10 protein-coding genes are annotated in these 18878 nt (G+C 36.4%); 2 read left to right on the forward strand and 8 right to left on the reverse strand.

Annotated elements, in window-relative coordinates; all coding sequences use genetic code 11:
* Positions 1-11: 11 nt before the first annotated feature.
* On the forward strand, positions 12-935 hold the full coding sequence (locus ASE74_RS21990; RefSeq protein WP_369800234.1) for an LD-carboxypeptidase: 924 nt from the start codon (positions 12-14) through the stop codon (positions 933-935).
* Position 936: 1 nt separating this feature from the next.
* Positions 937-1344: a DoxX family protein gene (locus ASE74_RS21995; RefSeq protein WP_055914147.1), complete on the forward strand. Its 408-nt coding sequence runs from the start codon at positions 937-939 to the stop codon at positions 1342-1344.
* 70 nt (positions 1345-1414) lie between these two features.
* Here the strand turns inward: ASE74_RS21995 and ASE74_RS22000 are convergent, their stop codons facing one another.
* From ASE74_RS22000 to ASE74_RS22035, 8 genes are all read right to left on the reverse strand, one after another.
* Positions 1415-2896: a RagB/SusD family nutrient uptake outer membrane protein gene (locus tag ASE74_RS22000; protein ID WP_055914150.1), complete on the reverse strand. Its 1482-nt coding sequence runs from the start codon at positions 2894-2896 to the stop codon at positions 1415-1417.
* An 11-nt stretch (positions 2897-2907) separates the two neighbouring features.
* Positions 2908-6060: a TonB-dependent receptor gene (locus ASE74_RS22005; protein ID WP_055914152.1), complete on the reverse strand. Its 3153-nt coding sequence runs from the start codon at positions 6058-6060 to the stop codon at positions 2908-2910.
* A 748-nt stretch (positions 6061-6808) separates the two neighbouring features.
* Positions 6809-8329, reverse strand: coding sequence for a RagB/SusD family nutrient uptake outer membrane protein (locus tag ASE74_RS22010; RefSeq protein WP_055914155.1), 1521 nt, complete (start codon positions 8327-8329; stop codon positions 6809-6811).
* A 26-nt stretch (positions 8330-8355) separates the two neighbouring features.
* On the reverse strand, positions 8356-11529 hold the full coding sequence (locus ASE74_RS22015) for a TonB-dependent receptor (RefSeq protein WP_055914158.1): 3174 nt from the start codon (positions 11527-11529) through the stop codon (positions 8356-8358).
* A 449-nt stretch (positions 11530-11978) separates the two neighbouring features.
* Entirely contained in the window at positions 11979-12686 is a 708-nt protein-coding gene (locus tag ASE74_RS22020; protein ID WP_055914161.1) for a hypothetical protein, read from the reverse strand.
* A gap of 96 nt (positions 12687-12782) precedes the next feature.
* Entirely contained in the window at positions 12783-13715 is a 933-nt protein-coding gene (locus ASE74_RS22025) for a DUF1735 domain-containing protein (RefSeq protein ID WP_055914163.1), read from the reverse strand.
* 9 nt (positions 13716-13724) lie between these two features.
* Entirely contained in the window at positions 13725-15326 is a 1602-nt protein-coding gene (locus ASE74_RS22030; RefSeq protein ID WP_055914165.1) for a SusD/RagB family nutrient-binding outer membrane lipoprotein, read from the reverse strand.
* A 10-nt stretch (positions 15327-15336) separates the two neighbouring features.
* Complete coding sequence (locus tag ASE74_RS22035; protein ID WP_055914168.1) at positions 15337-18477, reverse strand: SusC/RagA family TonB-linked outer membrane protein; 3141 nt, start codon at positions 18475-18477, stop codon at positions 15337-15339.
* Between the last annotated feature and the right edge of the window lie 401 nt (positions 18478-18878).

Raw genomic sequence — 18878 nt, forward strand, 5'->3', positions numbered from 1 at the left:
TTTTTATTAATTTGGCAAAGATAAGTGTTTTGAAGATGATTAAGCAGCCCCCATATTTAAAAAAAGGAGATAAGATTGCCCTGGTTTGTCCGGCAAAGAAATTACCCAAACCTATAAACCATGCTATTGAAATATTAAAAAGCTGGGGACTTGAGGTCGTTATTGGCGATAGTGTATACGCCAGCCATCACCAGTTTGCCGGAAATGATGATTTAAGAACCAGCGATATTCAAAGATTTCTGGATGATTCATCTATAAAAGCGATAATTTCCGGTCGGGGAGGTTATGGTGCCATCCGCATAATTGACGGATTAAATTTTAACGAATTCGACAAAAATCCAAAATGGTTTGTAGGCTTTAGTGATATTACTGTTATCCTGTCGCATCTTATTGCACAATGCAATACACAATGCCTGCACGCTCAAATGCCTTATACATTTGATGAATCAACCAATGAAGCATTAATTTCTTTAGAGAACGCTTTATTTGGGCAGAAGCAGACTTATGAATTTGAAAGTACATTTAAAAACAGGGCAGGAGAGGTAAATGGAATTTTAATCGGTGGCAATTTAACTTTACTGGCCATGTTACAGGGTTCAGTCTCAGAAATGGACTTCAAAGATAAAATTTTATTTATTGAGGATGTTGGAGAGCACGAATATAGTATCGACCGCATGTTACGCATGTTAAAGCGGGCAGGCAAACTCAGTCATTTAAAAGGACTGATTGTGGGCGCATTTAATGAAATTGAAGAAGAAAAAATTTCTTTTGGTCAAACCGCTGATGAGGTAATTTGGGAAATTGTAAAAGAATACGATTATCCTGTTTGCTTTAATTTCCCAACAGGACATATTAATAACAATCTTTGCATGACATTAGGTGCAGAGGTAAACTTAAAAGTAGAAACAACTAACGTTCAATTTAAATATTTATAAGATGGCAATTTTAGACAATTTAGGAAAATACCGTAATACCGGATTGTTAATATTACGTATTGGCTTAGGGATAATGTTTATTATCCATGGTTTCCCAAAACTTGCTGGCGGCCCTGATGGCTGGACCGGACTTGGCGGTAGTATGAAAGTAATCGGCATAAACTTTTTGCCAATATTTTGGGGCTTTATGGCGGCAGCAACTGAAACCTTTGGCGGCTTTCTTTTAATCGTAGGCTTGTTCTTTCGTCCGGCTTTAATCTTATTGATTTTTACTATGATTATCGCATCATTGGTACATTTTGGCAAAGGCGATGGATTGGCGGGTGCTAGCCATGCGATTGAACTGGCTATTGTATTTTTTGGATTGATCTTTATCGGCCCTGGAAAATATAGTGTGGATAAGAAGTAGGATTACTTGTTAATTCTTCTTTTTGAATAAAAGGCTTGGAAATTTCCAAGCCTTTTTTGGTCTATTAATTTTAATTTTGAACAATCAATTTATTGTTTTGCACTTCATTTGCCGAAATTGGCCAAATATAACCCGCCGTGTTGAAGGGTATTGCTGGCGCTGAACCCTGAGTGCCACTTTTCGCCGCAAAGCCTGCACCTAGCCTCATGACATCAGGAGATCTAAATCCTTCTCCTAACAGTTCGATTCTTCTTTCTGTTAAGATTGTGTTTTTCAGATTGGCTGGCAATAAATCTGCTGCAGGAAATACATAACCTGGATTTGACCGCTGTCTTACAGCTGTTAATAATGCAATAGATCTTACAGGATCTGTCACCACGGTAGCCTCAGCGAGATTCAATAATACTTCAGCATACCTGATTACAGGAATATAATCTGTATAAGGAGAAGGCTTTTTGAATTTAGTCAAATAAGTATTGGCACCAGAAACTGTTGTTAATCCCTTTCTGGCATCGGTTGAACCAGTTGCGAATACAGGATTGGCCAAAATACCTGTAGGATTTAGGAAATATTCTTCATTTCCACCTGCCTGATTTGGAGAAACATTGTAATAATATGCCAACTGGTTCTGGGTGCCTGGAGCATTTAAATCTGTCATCGGGAATGATAAAGCAGCTTCAGTAGCAGTTGCATTACCTACATAGGCACCACCAAATATATTACTAATATTAGCCTCTAATTGAAGAGGCGTGCCTGTTGTTGCCTTAAATGGAGTTGTTGCACTAACAATTTTATTACCTTCAGTAACGACTGAAGACAAGTTTCCCATTGTAAGATATACCCTGGTTTTAAATGCGATAGCTGTATTTCTTGAAGCCCGAGTGGATATTGCTGTTGCTGGTAGCGTTAGTGCCAAGTCTGGCTCTGCTTCATTTAAATCTTTTAAAATCTGTGTATATACTTCAGCAACTGTACTTCTTTTTAAGTCGTTTCCAGTTAAATCTTTCTCTCCTTTAAGTCTTAAAGGAACCCCTAAGCTAGCACCATTATCTGTAATAAAAGGTTTGGCATACAGTTGTAATGCGCTATAATAACAAAATGCTCGCAGAAATTTAGCTTCTGCAATATATTGTTTTGCTACTGCGGGAGTAAGTAAGGAAGCATTAGCATTAACGCCCTCAATAACTAGATTTGCCCTGTTAATTGCAGCATAAATTGCACCCCATAAATTTACTACTTCATTAGTATTTGATACTAGGTTAAACCTCCATGTGTCTAAACCTGTTACCCCATTAGGCTTATTTACTATAAAATCCTCACCACGGATATCATTGTAGATTAAATATCTTCCACCATAGAACTGGCCATTCTTTACCCCAGCGTAAATGCCATTTACCTGTGAAAGGATCCTGTCCGGATTATTAAATGCCTCTTCAATTGGTAAGGATGTATCTGGAGCCGTAGTTAAGAAATCTTTTTTACATGATGATGCAAACAGCAAGGGAGCAGCTATAAAAAGATATTTTATTTTATTGATTATTTTAATTTTCATGATTTCTAATTTTAAAATCCAACATTAATACCAAACGTAAATGTTCTACCCGATGGCACTGAGTTTCTATCCACACCTGGAGCTAGGTTACCACTATTTCCAGTAGTGGTTGAGTTACCGTTTACAGAAACCTCTGGATCCGGACCTGGATAACCAGATATAATCAAAAGATTACTTGATTGTGCGTACACCCTAACATTCGAAACACCATATTTACTTAACAGTGTTTTTGGCAATGTATAGCCTAAGGCCAGGTTTCTAACTTTTAAAAAATTCCCGGTGAAAACGTTTTGTGATTGTGCAAAAGCAGATCCGTTTGAGGTATTGTCACCATAAACAACACGAGGAATATCAGTAATCTGACCTGGCGTGGTCCATCTATTCAACATTCCTTTGTCGTTGTTCCAGAAGCGTTGATCTCTAAGACCAGCTTGCGATCCATAATAAATTTTATTACCTCCGGAGAATGTTAGTCCCAAACTTAGATCAAAGGCTTTATAGCGGAAGTTATTATCCAAACCGCCAAACCATTTTGGTATTGACTGACCTGTGATTGTTGCATCTAATGCAGCATCAATTGCTGGGGCATTCTGTCCAGCGTTTGGCCCATCAAGATATTGATACCTTGCAGCTGTAGCACGTCCAAAACTAAATCTCAATTTTTGCCCAAATCTATTTACAAAAATACGTTCACCGGTTGCAGGGTCCACACCGGCAGTAGGTACGGTGTAAATAGAGCCAATTGGATAGCCAACACGTGTTATATTAGCAGTTTCAAGAGAAGTAGCTCCAAAAACATCCGCATTGTTATTTCCCAGTGCAGTAACTTCATTTTTCAAAGTACTGAAAGTAAAACTCGTTGTCCAGCCAAAGTCATCACCATCAAAGTTTTTTGAATTTAATGTAAATTCAAGCCCCTTGTTATACATCCTTCCTATGTTTGTTGTGATGGCGTTGTCAGGAATACCTTTAGAAGGTGCCTGAGGAGCATTTTGAACAAGGTTGTCTATATCATTATGATAATAATCCACATCCAAAGAGAAACGTCCACCCAAAAATTCTAAATTAATTCCAATATCAGCTTTTTTACTTGTTTCCCACCTTAAATTAGGATTACCCGCCTGTGAAAATGACAGCGCTGAGGATGACCCATATAATCCTGGGCTGTAAAGGAATAGAGCTGGGTAATTACCAATATTTATATTTCCAACTTCTCCATAGCTTCCATGCAATTTAATACGAGTTAATACCTTGCTGAAGGCTAGATCTTTATAAAAATTCTCTTCAGAAATGGCATAACCAACGGAAGCGCCACCGAAATTACCATATTGATTTCCCGCTGAAAGGCCTGAATAACCATCTCTTCTGAAAGATCCGGTTAAATAATATTTCTTCTTAAAATCGTAATTGATGCTACCAAAAAAAGAACGGAAAGCATTATCTCCCTGTACTAACCCTGCTGGGGTAATGGCACCAAATGCACCTTGAAAAACCTCAATAAAGGGATCGATTACGCCTTGTCTGGTTGCACCATAACCAAGTGATTTGGTATACTGGTCTTCAGCACCTATAAATGCGCCTAAAGTATGATCACCGAAAACACCACTGTAATTTAAAGTATTAGACCAGTTCCATCTGCTATTTTTTACAAAGTTACTTGTAGCACCACCATTATAAGAAAAGCCATCTCCCTGCAAACGATTCACAAAAGAGTTATTATCAATTTTGAGATTATCTAAACTATAGGTGGTCTTAAAAGTTAGGCCTTTTAAAATTCGGATTGAAGCATAAGCATTAGCAATAATACGATCGCTTTCTGAAGTATTTTTATCTTCATTTACCAATACGGCCGCATTCGGATAATTCGATGCAATGGTATTAGCACCCAAACCAACCGAACCTGCCGGAGCATTTATGTTATAGGAGCCATCTTCATTGTAAGCGGCTACGTTTGGAGGAAGTACAATGGCCAGCCTTCCTAAGCCTACTGTTGAAAACGCCTGTCCCGCGAGTGAACCTGTATTTGGCGCACGGTTTAAAGTATTACTATATGAGAAATTAGTTCCAATTGTAACGTTTTTAAACAGTTTATGATCTAAATTTACACGTCCATTTTTTCTCTCAAATGAGTTACCAATAATAAATCCTTCCTGATTACTATAACCAACAGATACATAATATGAGGTTTTATCATTAGCACCCGAGAAGTTTAGCGCATGATTTTGAGAAGTCGCGGTTCTGTAAGCATAGTCATACCAATTGGTTTCCACCTGAGAGCCATCAGATTTATTTTGTAAAAAGAATGCCGGAGCCTGACCGTTATTGGTCCTTGATTCATTTTTGATCAGCACATATTCTGATGCATTTAATAAAGGGGTAAGATTTTGAGCTTTTGTAGTTCCTACCCAACCCTCGTAATTAACTTTAGTTGTTCCTTGCTTACCCTTTTTGGTGGTAATTACTACAACACCATTGGCAGCTCTTGAACCGTAAATTGCTGAAGACGCTGCATCTTTAAGTATATCAATTGATTCGATATCTGCTGGGTTGATATCCCCCAAAGCATTGCCCGCGGCACTATTAGATGATTGATCACCTGTGAATACCGGGATACCATCAACAATGATCAATGGGTAAGAACTTAATGAGATAGAGTTAAAACCACGAACCCTGAAAACAGGAGGATTGTTCAGTACGCCATTTGGTTGAATAATGTTTACACCGGCGGCTTTACCAGCCAATGCCTGTTCGAAACTCTGAACCGGCTGATTTTTAAGTTTTTCTCCACTCACACTCGCAATTGATCCTGTAACATCTCTTTTAGATTGCGTAGTATAACCTGTTACCACAACATCAGATAATGTTTTGGAATCACTTTTAAGCTGCACATTTACTATACTACCACCGCCAATAGTTTTGGTTTGACTCAAGAAGCCGATATAGGAAAATTCTAATGTTGTTGTATTACCTGCAACTTTAAGTGAATATTTGCCATTTGCACCTGTAGTGGTTCCGCCAGTTGCACCCTTAATTTTAACACTTACTCCAGGGAGGGGTAATCCATCCTCCAAACCCGTAACTGTTCCTGTGATTGTTCGATCTTGTGCTATTGCTGGGGAGGCAATAAACAACAATATGAACAAACTTTGTAGAAGTTTTTTCATAAAAAATTTAGTCTAGTTTTAGTTAATAATGGTTAATATATGATTATTATATTGTAATACAAATTTTACAATACTAAGCGGGCAATACTGTTTAAGAATAATGGTTCTTAAATGACTGCCAAATAACTTATAATACCCTCTTTGTTATCTTTAGCATTAAATGCTTCTTAACACCTTATTTATCTGATTTGATCAGGTGTATTAATTGTTCATTAATGTAATATTTCTTAAAAAAATCTACTGTGGTGGTTCTAACAGTAATTTGTGATAAGGCTTTAGCAGTCGATCGAGAGATCAGTATCTGAACTAGGGGGCACTTTAAATATTAATTGGTGGTAAAAAGAGAGAAATGCCGTGAAAAAAAGACACACAATAGAGCCATTTGAAGGTTTTTTCATAAAAAATTAATTTAGTTCGGTTAATGATTCACACAAAATACTATTTAAAACTCTTTTTTACAAAAATTATAGCTTAAAAGAAAAAGATACACACAAACAATCTCAAAACACCATTTAAAAACGACAATAAATCAAATTAAATCTAAAAAAAAACAAACATATCTTAAAAAGACGCCTATTTACGAACTCAATCCAATAAAAATCTTAATTATCAACGCTCACAAACACTAAAATTATAGTCATTGCAGAAAATTATGAACGTTAACGAAAAAAAGATATAAATATGATAAAGCAAAAAAAAAGGGCTGTTCAAATAGAACAGCCCTTATTAATTTTATTTTTTTTTTATTTTATGGGTTTTGTGCGCTCTGTGGAATAAGAGGATTTGCATTCAACTCATCGCGGGGAATTAAGAACAAAAACTTAACATCACCAGCAGGAATAGTTAATAAATTTGCAACTGATGTACCTACATAATTAGGAACATTTGCTGCGGTTCTATCTAAAGGCAGGTTCAAACGTTTTAAATCTAAATATCTGAAACCTTCACCCCAAAGCTCAACTCTGCGGTTAATCATGATTTCATCAATCAATGCTGTTCCGGTTTTAACCGTTTTAACCGCTGTAAGATCCCTTACTTTAACCAGATCAAACAACGCTGTTTGGGCAAGTGCATCCTGACCGCTACGTGCATAAGCTTCAGCTAAAATCAGATACATTTCTGCACTTCTCATCCATGGTGTATCACCCAATGAAGGGTCGCCAACTGTTTTTACAGAAAACTTTCTACTCATGTACGCACGACGTGTAAATGCTGCAGTAGGAAGCGGAAAGTTAGCCGCCGTTGGAGCTGGCTCCCATAATTTTCTTCTTACATCATTAACGGGAATTTGATTGTACAAATTTGAATTGATCATTTTTGGTGTACCACGCATATAAGTGGTATTTGCATTATAAGCTATTTGACCATAAAAAGACCCAAACGTATCTCCTTGCTCAGTGGTAGGCATTGCGCACCACATAAATTCAGATAATGCATTATTATTAAAGCCTGTTACATAATCTGTTTGACTCATTAATGGGTATTTACCCCCGTCAATCACATCTTTCGCAAATTTAATTGCGTTTGGATAATCTTGCATTGTTAAAGCAACCCTTGCTCTTAAGCCTCTTGCCACCCAAACATCAGCGTGTGTTTTATTTGTTTTGGTAGTAGAGTTTAAAGCAATTGCCTTATCTAAATCAGCAACAATCTGAGTATAAACTTCCTCTACAGTAGCACGTGGCTTTATAATGTCAGCACTAGTTAATACTAGAGGTACGCCCAATTGAGCATTAGGTTTTGCTGCTGCATTATACCTTGTTCCATAAAACTGCACCAGGTATGAGTAAGCATAGGCCCTGATCGTTAAAGCTTCTGCTTTCAATCTACTTTTTTCCGAATCTAAACCTGTTACACCCGGTAGGTCTATATTATCAAGCACATAATTTGCGTTGTTAATCATACGGTAAAAGGTACGGTAGTAGTAAAGGTTACTAGCATGAGTATCCGTTCGTGGTGCAACATAGTTACCTTCACCTGTTGAAGTAAACCATGTAGCTGCTGCCTGATGTAGATCCTCACCCATAAAATCTATACCCAACAATATACCTCCAACACCGGGTTTACCTTGTGCATTTGAAGTTGTGGTTGTAGTTCTGGTATTCATATAGGCATAAATACCACTAATTACTGCATTTGCATTTGTTGTTGAAGTAAATACCTCTTCCAAAGCAATCTGATCAGTTGGTTTGGTTTCAAGGTATTCCTTTTTACAGCCGGGAGCGATTAAAGCTACCACTAAGCTGGTTAATATTAAAAGCTTTTTCATATCTCTTTCTACACTATTTTTAAAGATTACAAGGTTAAATTAATACCCAAACTAAAGTTTCTGCTTTGTGGATAAACATTACTGTTTAGACCATCAAAAGATTCAGACGGGTTTAAACCTTTTCTTTTTGAATGAAGGTATAAATTCTCACCTGTTGCAAAAACACGGGCACTTGGTACCTTAATTTTGTTTAACCAAGCTTTAGGCAAATTATACGATAGGTTAACATTACGTAAGCTCCAGTAAGAAGCATCAATCAACCATCTGTTTGATGTTGCGTTGGTATTTGCGGTTGCTCCAAAATCAGCTCTTGGTATATTTGAAGTATTATTTGCTGGTGTCCAAGAGTTTAGAATATCCTGGTGCAATGCACCTCCATAAGAACCTGTACTCATTAAGCCTTGATATATAGAATCGTAAGCTTTGCCACCAACCTGGTAATTTACCATAAATGATAACGACAGGTTTTTGTAGCTGAATGTATTTACAAATGAGCCCATCAAATCTGGAATCGCTGTACCTGAATAGTCAAATTTTGCAAATGATTGGTTGGTTACATATTGTACACCATTCACCGTACGGATATTCGCAGGAAGTGTGCCATCAGCTGGAATATACAATGCAGCTCCATCATTTGGATCAACACCAGCATATTGTCTTAACCAATAATCATAGATGCCATGGCCAACCTCACGTTTTTTCGTTCCACTGATGATTGTTGGGGTTTCTGCCGGAAGCTTAGTAATCTTATTCTTAAAAATGCTCCAGTTGGTGATTAAACCCCAGGTAAAATTCTGTTCGCGAATGATGTCGCCACCCAGTTGAAGCTCTACACCTCTGTTATACATGGCACCAATGTTGCGATAAACACTTGTAACCGCTGCAGATAATGGTTGAGGTACACTGAAAATTAAATCATCTACTTGTTTGTTGTAGTATTCCAATTCACCATATAATCTCCTTCCAAAAAAAGCAAAAGAAACGCCTGTGTTTAGCGTGTTTTGTTTTTCCCAAGTTAAATTAGGCGTTGCAATAGATGCCAATAAAACCCCACCTTCGGTATTACTATTCGAACCTAGATCAAAAAAGGCTCTGTCTCCATAGTACCTATTATTTCCATTGCCATCAAGCAAAGCATTATTACCTACCTGACCGTATGAAACTTTTAGTCTTAAATCATCTAACCAGCTTACCTCTTTTAAGAAATTTTCTTTCTTAATGGCCCAGGTTGCTCCTGCTGAGAAAAACGTTCCCCATCTTTGATCTGCAGAAAATCTTGACGAACCATCACGTCTTAATGATCCATCTATAAAATATTTATCATCATAACTATAGCTAACTTTAGATAAATAAGACTCAATACGGTCGTTATCCTCTCTACCGTATGAACTAGATGATGTAACAAAATTAGCAAACTCAGTGTTACCACGAGCAACCATATTTGTTCTATCAGCCTGAAATATTCTGTATTTAAAGTAATAGTTTTCGTGGCCTGCTAATACTGAAATTGCATGTTTTCCAATCGTTTTATTATAGCTTAAAATTTGGTTAAAAGTGTAAGATTTAGTAACCGCATTACTTTGGAATTTATAACCATTAGAACCAGCACCATCACCTACAATTGGATTTTGAAACTGATCAACATTATTGTTTCTCAAATCCATGCTAATTGTTGGAGTGAAGGTAAAGTCTTTAAGAAATTTTACCTCAATGTAACTTCTTGCACTTAACTGGCTTCTTTTATAAGCATTATCATTAAGCATTGTTTCATAAACAACGTTTCTACCTGGAGAAGCACCTGATGGGCGATTCACAGCACCTGGATGGATACCATAATCATACCACTGCTCACCTGTTAGCGAATTAGCGATTGGCTCTCCAGCTGCATTAAAGGCATGTACCGGATAAATTGGGCCAATTCCTCTTGCAAATGAAAATGGATTTACAAAGCTAGAGCCGTTTCCTGTAGAAGCATCACTTGCGGTATTGGCATCAGACATTGCTCCTGATAAATTCAAACCTGTTTTTAACCAAGATCTAAGTTTGGTATTCACATTTACACGAGCGTTAAACCGTTCGAAGTCTGATTTCAGAATGAAACCACTATCCTTTAAATAGCCTAATGAAACGAAGTAATCTGTTTTATCACTTTTCCCTGCCGTGCTAACATTTGCATCTGTTCTTTTTCCAGTACGCTCTAATGGAGCATACCAGTTAAAATCATCATATAATAAAGATGCGTTAGGATTAAGCTTACCATCAGTACCTACAACTTGCCCCCCAGGAACATTAAACGGGTTATAAACCAAGTTTGTGAAAACATCTGCAGAAGCTTTTGTTGCAGCTGCTGCATCAGATAGCACAGGAGAAGCTGAAAACATCAAGTTGTTCTTGATTGCCTGCCAAACCGCTGGATAATATTGAGCAGCATCTAAACGCTCGTACTCAGGAATACCCCGGGTAGACCATCCTTGACTAAAGTTAACATTAATTGCTGGCTCTGCCGATTTCCCTCTTTTGGTAGTAACGATAATTACTCCATTAGCTCCCCTTGAACCATAAAGTGCTGAAGAAGATGCATCTTTCAATACAGAAATACTTTCAACATCATTTTGGTTGATATCGCCAATATTACCATCATACACTGCGCCATCAAGAACAATGAGCGGGTTATTTGATGATGAATAAGAACCAAAACCACGAATACGGATACCAGAACTATTTCCTGGTTGCCCGTTAGATGCTAGTACTGAAATACCTGGTGCAGATCCCTGTAAGGAAGCAGTAATATTAGTTACAGTTCTTTTTTCTAAGTCTTTAGCACTAATACTTGAAACAGAACCAGTAATGGATTCTTTTTTCTGTGTACCGTAAGCTACAACTACAACATCAGCCAGACTTTTAGAATCGGGAGCTAAACCAACATTTAAAATACTCGAAGAGGTGATGTTAACTGTTTTGCTTGAGAATCCGATATAAGAAAATTGTATTGCAGTAACAGAAGAACTGATTCTAAGCGAATATTTTCCATCACCACCGGTAATTGCCACCGCTTGTGACCCCACCGCTTTGACACTAACACCTGGAAGGGGAATGTTATCCTCTGTAGACGTTACTGTTCCTGTAATTGTCCGCTCTTGAGCCATTGCATTAAATGCAACAAACAAAAGCACGAACAAACTTTGTAAAAGTTTTTTCATGAATTTAAATTAGTTGTTTGATTAATTAAAGAATTAAAAAAACCAATCTACAGAAAAAAACAATATGTCTTCAAAATGATACAAAAATTTAATTTTAATCGCCTTTTTATGACAATTAAATTACCAAAAAAGACTGAGAAAGATAACGTATACTTTAGTTAAAAATATTTGGGAATTTACTTTCAGTTCACCATAAGGATTGCTTTGATAGCAAATCGAAATGTACTTACATAAATGCAGCAAAAAAAGGTAAGTACTCAATAGTTAAGGATTTTGTTCAAACATTAATGCATAATGGAATTAAATTATTCGCAGTCGACAAAAAATTATCATTAAACAGAGAAGGAGCATTATTATGCTCCTTCTCTGTTTACAATGTAACTTCTTCTATTTTAAAACATTTTTCCTGGCGGGTTAATATTTAAAGCAAAATCAAATTATTCCTTAAATTAGTATACCCATATAAACCTTTGCTTGATGCCTGGCTTTTGTGCAAAATCAATTTTTGCCCTTACTGAAAATACAGATGCGTAGTTGGTTCCTCTATAGGTTGAAGGGATCCAATCGATATCAAATGCTTTTTCAGCTATAATTAAACGTTTAGTTACAGGGATGCCGTCAACAACATAAGCAGCCATATAATTTGCTTTACCATTTTTATCAATATTGGTGATTAAATCAACATCAAGGGAACCATCGGCACTTTTATTTTCCTTTAAAATCATTCTTTTCAATTCAGTACCTAATAAAGAAATATATTGATCTATCGATGATATTGGCACCGGGATACTAGCCTTCTCCTTAATTTCGGGATCATCAGTCTTAACTTCCACTTTTAATCGGTTAATACTTACCGTATCAAGATATAGCAGTTTTTTAAGATCGTAATTATAGCGTAGAAACACATTACCGTTATCATTGAATGCGTACCAATTCCCGGAGCGAGCATTGTCTTTATATACACCTCTTAAAAAAACCTGGTCATTATCTTTAACAACTGAGTAAACGCCTTCTAGTTTTTTTGCATCGTTCATTGCGTAAACTACTTTTGTTTGATCAGAAAGAACAGATGTTTTTTGTTCATTTTGCGCAAATGATACTTGGTTTATTAAAGAAAATAATAAAATTAATGATAATAAATTTAGTATAGTTTTCATAATTTTTTTATTAAGAGTCGTTTAAATATAAACATAATTAAATAAAAAAGGGGTATGATTTTTATAATCACACCCCTTTTAAATTGCCGATCAATATTACCTTTCGTGATCGTATTTAATCACTAATCCAGTAACCGCTCTTCTATTAGAAGTTGGGTTCCATTCGAAGTTTAAAGTGAATGTTTTAGTAGCTGGATCATATTTACTTACAGTACCTGGTATATTTCTAAGTGACGTATTGCCCAAAGCATTCATAGTTACCAAGTTTGTTGCCGGATCTATGGTTGCACGTAAATTATCAATACCAGACACACCAGAACTACCTCCGTGCCAAGTCAAACCAGAAATTTGAACAGTGGTTAAGTTTATTGTTTGCAGAGAAAGATTGGGATTGCCAGCTAAATCACCATTTAACCCATCATTTTGAGTTGGTGTAGTAGGGTTTGTGTATCTTTGAACATTTCCGGCGGTAATTTTATATACACCATCATAAATGTTTTTTGGTGTTACATTTAATAAAATTGTATTAAAATTACCACTAATAATTCCAGATGACACTGATGAAATCGTTAATGGAAGCACTTGCAAACCAGTAAATTCAAATGTTAATGGGCGGAATGCAACGTTAAATGTTGCTTTGCTTGTTCCTGCTTTAATTACAACTTCTGTTGCACTTAAGGTATAGCTACCCGAACCTAACAAAGTATAACTACTTGAAGTTGCCGTATTATATTCATTGATCTTAGAAACAGTACCAGGAGTTATTTTCACTGTGATATCTTGAGGAGCCACAGCCTCCGGTCCAGAGTAACTAACTGTAATCGGCAACGTCGGAAGACTTGCTGTTGAATATGCAAACTGATACATAGGCGAAGGAGTACCATTTACAGCAATTTGAGCCGGATTTGCAAACTCAATCACATTATGACCCTTTGCAGGATCTAAAACCAAGCTGTCATCTTTAAGACAAGAGGTAAGCGTTGTTGATAAAAACGCCATAGCCAATAGATTTATAATATACTTTTTCATCTCTTTATATTAATTTAAGTCCCAAAAAATACGTGAACCGAATAGGGTAACTCCGGCAGGAACATTACTAGTATTCAAATTGAATTCTTGCTGAGGATATAATATTCTTCCGATTAATTTATCAGGTCTGGTTGAAACTGATTGTTTTGAAGCGAATGTCAATCTACCATCTGAAGATCCCTCAACAATCTTAGGATAACCTGTCCTTTTGAATTCGTTAAAAGCCTCATCGCAATTGATTACGTTCATGGCAATGTACTTTTGGGTAATTATCGCTTCGATTTTTTGATTCAAATCTGCAGCTAAGTTATAATTAACCAATCTATTTGTTGGGTTTTCATCAACTTGATATGCTTTAGATTCTGATACATACTCCCAATTTGGAATGGGAGCTCCATTCTGATCTTGATAAATGTATTTAAAGGATGCTTTAATACCTTCATCAAAAGCAGTTTGTGCGTTTCCAGTCAAATAACCACGAGCAAATGCCTCCGCCTGAAGGAAACGGCTTTCTGCTGCTAACATTATTGGCTGGCCTTGTGAAGGGCCCTTTGCAACCCCTATATAAGGTGTATTTGCATCTGTTCCAGTAAACCATGAGGTAAAATTAGCAGGAGGGATAACTGTTGACCCAACATTCTCTTCACCCAATCTGTTTGTTGCAGTATTTGGAAAACCTCTATACATTGCATAGCCCCTACCTTGATCAGAAATTTTATTTCCATTATAGAATGTAAAAATCCAGGTTGTTGGAATAGCTTGACTTTGAGACCTTGTATTGTCACTTGCAAAAGCCAAAGAGTTATATAATGGATTCTGTCTTCCAGATTCTTTTACATAGCCAGGTTGAACCAAAGCGTCGTCATCGATAAAACCAATTGTCAAGTTTAATGCAGCAAATTCTGTAGTTGCAAAAGATGAAAGTGCCGGTACTCCAGCCATCTTAATTAACAAACGTAGTTTTATAGTATTAGCAAACCTTTTCCAATAATTCATTTGCTGTTCCTTTTTGCTTCCAAATAAAGGATCAGTGCTTGAAGCAACAACTGTAGTTGTAGTTACTGCCTGTCCATCAGTGATTAACTTAATGGAAAGATTAAGTTGAGAAACTAAATCTTTATAGATGTCTTCAGCTTTATCATATTTTGGCGTCAGGTTTGAGCTTCCTTTTAAAGCATCTGTATAAGGTACGTCGTTATACTGATCAACTAGTTTAGAAAAAATGAATGCCTTCATTATTCGTGCAATTGCATTTGAATACGCTAATGCAGGCTTACCTGTAGTGTTATCAATTACATATTGATAATCGGTCGCATTGTCATAAACACTGCTAAATAAGTTGGTAAAACTACTCGCAGTATAAGCATAAGTAACACCTGCTCCATAACCACCAACACCGTAAATGTTTGCAGCAAATCCTCCCGGAAAATAATAAGCACTATTATAAGCTTGAGAAACTGAGGCTGTACCCACAATAGCTTGTGGCAATACCAATTCTGGAGTTGAAGATGTAGAGCTATTTGTATTATCGTTTATATCAAGATACTTTTTGCAGGATGTAAAACCCAATGCTAAAGAGATTATGAATAAACCGTTAAATATCTTTTTCATATGTGTATTATTAAAAAGTTAATGATAATGTGGCACCATAAACGCGTGAAGGCGGAGTTTGACCTAAAGAGGTAATACCAATACCATTGTTATCAGAACCAGCCGCACTATATTCAGGATCTGTATAAATATTAGTTTTAGGCGTCCAAATGAATAAATTTCTACCTTGAACACTGATACGCGCAGCTTTAACATACTTCAAACTTCCTAGAATTGATTTTGGAAGTTCATAAGATAATGAAAGCTCTCTTAATTTCCAGAATGCTGCAGAATAAGTATAATTTGTGGCTACACCAGTATTCGTTGGTCCATTTGTCCAAAAATCAACACCACCTGTACGCGTGGTAATGTTAGTATTTTCAACGTATGTATTTGTAACAGGATCCAGATATGACGAGTTAGGGATAACAAAACGTTCACGGTTAAAATAGGTTGTTCTGATACCAGCACCAGAGAAATCGAAACTTCCTGAATTTTGAGCCATAACGAAACCACCACGGTATTCAAACAAGCCCGCCAATCGGAAGCCTTTAAAGGTAACCGCAGCATCAACACCTAAGCGATGTTTTGGTTCGGTATTTCCCAAAATACTAGTTCCGGTAGTAACACTTGGAAAACCTGTAAACTTATCAACTATAATTCTTCCTTGAGGATCCCTATTGTAATCTGTTCCTTTTAATACAGGGAACGCAGATCCTTCAACCGCATAAACACCTAAAGTAGTAGTTCCAGATAATCCCAACTGGGTTAAGCCGTTACTAATAGAAACTACCTTGTTGTCGTTATAAGTATAGTTGGCACCAACAGTAACTTCTAAACCATTACTTGTATTTCTGTATGGAACAAAACGAAGGCTTGTTTCTACCCCCCTATTGCTAACTTCTCCTGTGTTAGTCAAATAAGATGAGAAACCAGTTGAGTTTGCAACATTTACTGGAACTGTTTGATCGGTAGTATTCGATTTATAATAAGTGAAACTACCTGTAATTCTTGATTTCAATAATGAGAAATCAACACCACCCTCATAGGCTAAAGTAATCTCAGGTTTAATATTAGGCGAAACAATACGATCACTCAAAGTAAATCCCGGAATACCATTATAAGGGTAACCATAAGCCTGACCAAAAGTTGGTAATAGCGAATAAGCACCGAAGTTTGAACTGTTACCTAAATTGACATTACCTACTTTTGAAACACCGCCTCTAATTTTCAAAGATTCTATAATCTTTGAGTTTTTTAAGAAAGGGATTGCATCCGAAGCAATGAATGAAATATCTGCAGCAGGATAAAAGAAAGATCTACTTTCAGGAGCCAATACAGATCTCCAGTCGTTTCTACCTGTTACGTGTAAGTACAAATAATCTCTGAAACCTAAACGGGCATCTGCATAAACGCCAATCTGTCTAGCTTTGAAATTAGATTCACCTGCACCTGGGTTTTGTAAACCGTTAGATATGTTATAGAATCCAGCGAGTGCTAAACCTCCATTTGTATTAACATTTACGCTTTTGTAAGTGTTCTGACGCATAGTAGCACCACCGATTACATTCAAAGAAAAGTCTTTACTTAATTTTTTAATGTATTGCGCCTGAAACTCTGGGTTAATTTGAACATTGTAACCTGAATAATCACTCACACCACCTACTACATTTGAAAAATTAGGGGTCAAACCTAACCTATATCCAGAATAAGTGAATTTATCTGTTGTAGATTTGTTTGAAAAAGCTCTGTTAGAGAGGTTAGCCCTAACCAATAAAGATAAATCTTTTATTGGTTTCCATTTTAATTGAGCATTACCAGTTAAATAATCATTACGAGTAGCACTTCTATTATTTCCTAACGCAAAGTAAGGATTTTGGTAATACTCATTATAGTAACCATCCGGTGTAGAAAAAGGATCATTTTTATAATCCTTATATCTTGTTAAAGGAATTTGTCCTGGCGATTGCAAAACATTATCATAAACTGTTGCAATAGCACTTGATTGATCGTAACGATTTTGGACATAATTTAAGTTAAAGCCGAAGGTAACATTATTACCTAAATCTCTTTCACCGTTAACACGCATGGTAAACCTATTATACTTATCTCCTGGAACGGTACTTTTTTGATCAAAATATTGACCAGAAAAATAATATGTTCCCTTATCATCACCAGAGGATAAGTTAAAGTCGGTTTGATTTGAAACACCAGTTTCCCAAAATGCATTTTTATTCTCATCAGAGTTAAATGAGTAAGGTACTGATTGGATAGATCCATCAGCTAAAGGCTTACCTATCGGACGAACAACACCATCAAACGCAGGACCATACTGTTGATTCTCAAATGGTGTATAACTTGGTACATCATCATTACCGGTACCAGAACCGAAACGCTCTTGTAATTGAGGTAAGAAACTTACCTGCTCAACATTAGTAGTATGACTAATATTTATAGTTGAAGCACCTCTTTTACCTTTTTTAGTTTGAATAATTAATGCACCGTTAGAAGCATCAGAACCATAAAGTGCGGCGGCACCAGCACCGTTCAGTACCTCAATGTTCTCAATATCCTCAGGATTTAAATTTCCTAAGATATCACTTGGCACAATCACGTTATCTACCACAACCAAGGCTTGGTTATTACCTAATAACGAACGGTTACCCCTTAATACCAAACGGATGTTTGGATTAACACCACTACTAACTGCGTTAACCTGTAATCCAGCAACCTTACCCGTTAAGGCACTTGCAACGTTAAATGCTTTACCTTGTGTTAATTCTTCAGCTTTAACGGTAGTAGACTGGTTACCTTGCTGACGACGCTGGATAGTAACACCACCGGCAGTTACAACAACTTCATTTAATGAAGTAACATCAGAATTTAAAGAGGCGTTAACTACATTGTTTGCTGGAATAACAAACTCTTTGGTTCCGTAACCTAAAAAAGTTACCACTAATGTTTTTCCATTTTTAGGAACACTAAGTGAGAATTTTCCGTTTGCGCCTGTTTGAGCGCCTAAACTTGGGATTTCTTTTACCCTTACTGATGCACCTGGTACAGGTAGACCATCTTCTTGAGATGTTACTGTACCAGTTACCGTTCTATCTTGTGCAAATGCTGAGGATGCGCATAGCACAAGAATGAACAAACTTTGTAGAAGTTTTTTCATAATTTGAAAATAGGTTAGTTAATGATTTTTGAAGTGCTAAATATAGTAGAGATAAGCTATATTTTAACAAAGTTTAACAAAACCTAAATGCATAATGACTTTATTTTGACAATTATACTGTATGAGTAAAAAGGCTTTTTGGGGAAAATCATACACAAGTTGTCAAATTATTTACGCAAAATTCACATTTTAAGACACCTAAGTACGCAGAATAGGCCTTTTGGATGATTATTAACTAGGTAATACTCACGAAAAAACCGTGCCAGAATCTACTAAAGTCTTAGTAGAAAATTTTAAGGAATTTTATCCATAAAACAATGATTTTTTTGAGATGAATAAGATTTACATAGTGCTATTTGGAGTATAGAATAAGATTTTTTACAAAAGTTGAGTTGCTTTTC

It is taken from the genome of Pedobacter sp. Leaf216 (assembly GCF_001421515.1).
Taxonomy (GTDB): Bacteria; Bacteroidota; Bacteroidia; order Sphingobacteriales; family Sphingobacteriaceae; genus Pedobacter.

Bases quoted from the DNA above. Each gene is read 5' to 3' on its own strand.
- ASE74_RS22025 (WP_055914163.1), bottom strand. From the start codon at position 13,715: ATGAAAAAGTATATTATAAATCTATTGGCTATGGCGTTTTTATCAACA.
- ASE74_RS22000 (WP_055914150.1), bottom strand. From the start codon at position 2,896: ATGAAAATTAAAATAATCAATAAAATAAAATATCTTTTTATAGCTGCT.
- ASE74_RS22030 (WP_055914165.1), bottom strand. From the start codon at position 15,326: ATGAAAAAGATATTTAACGGTTTATTCATAATCTCTTTAGCATTGGGT.
- ASE74_RS22015 (WP_055914158.1), bottom strand. From the start codon at position 11,529: ATGAAAAAACTTTTACAAAGTTTGTTCGTGCTTTTGTTTGTTGCATTT.
- ASE74_RS22035 (WP_055914168.1), bottom strand. From the start codon at position 18,477: ATGAAAAAACTTCTACAAAGTTTGTTCATTCTTGTGCTATGCGCATCC.
- ASE74_RS22010 (WP_055914155.1), bottom strand. From the start codon at position 8,329: ATGAAAAAGCTTTTAATATTAACCAGCTTAGTGGTAGCTTTAATCGCT.
- ASE74_RS22005 (WP_055914152.1), bottom strand. From the start codon at position 6,060: ATGAAAAAACTTCTACAAAGTTTGTTCATATTGTTGTTTATTGCCTCC.
- ASE74_RS21995 (WP_055914147.1), top strand. From the start codon at position 937: ATGGCAATTTTAGACAATTTAGGAAAATACCGTAATACCGGATTGTTA.
- ASE74_RS22020 (WP_055914161.1), bottom strand. From the start codon at position 12,686: ATGAAAACTATACTAAATTTATTATCATTAATTTTATTATTTTCTTTA.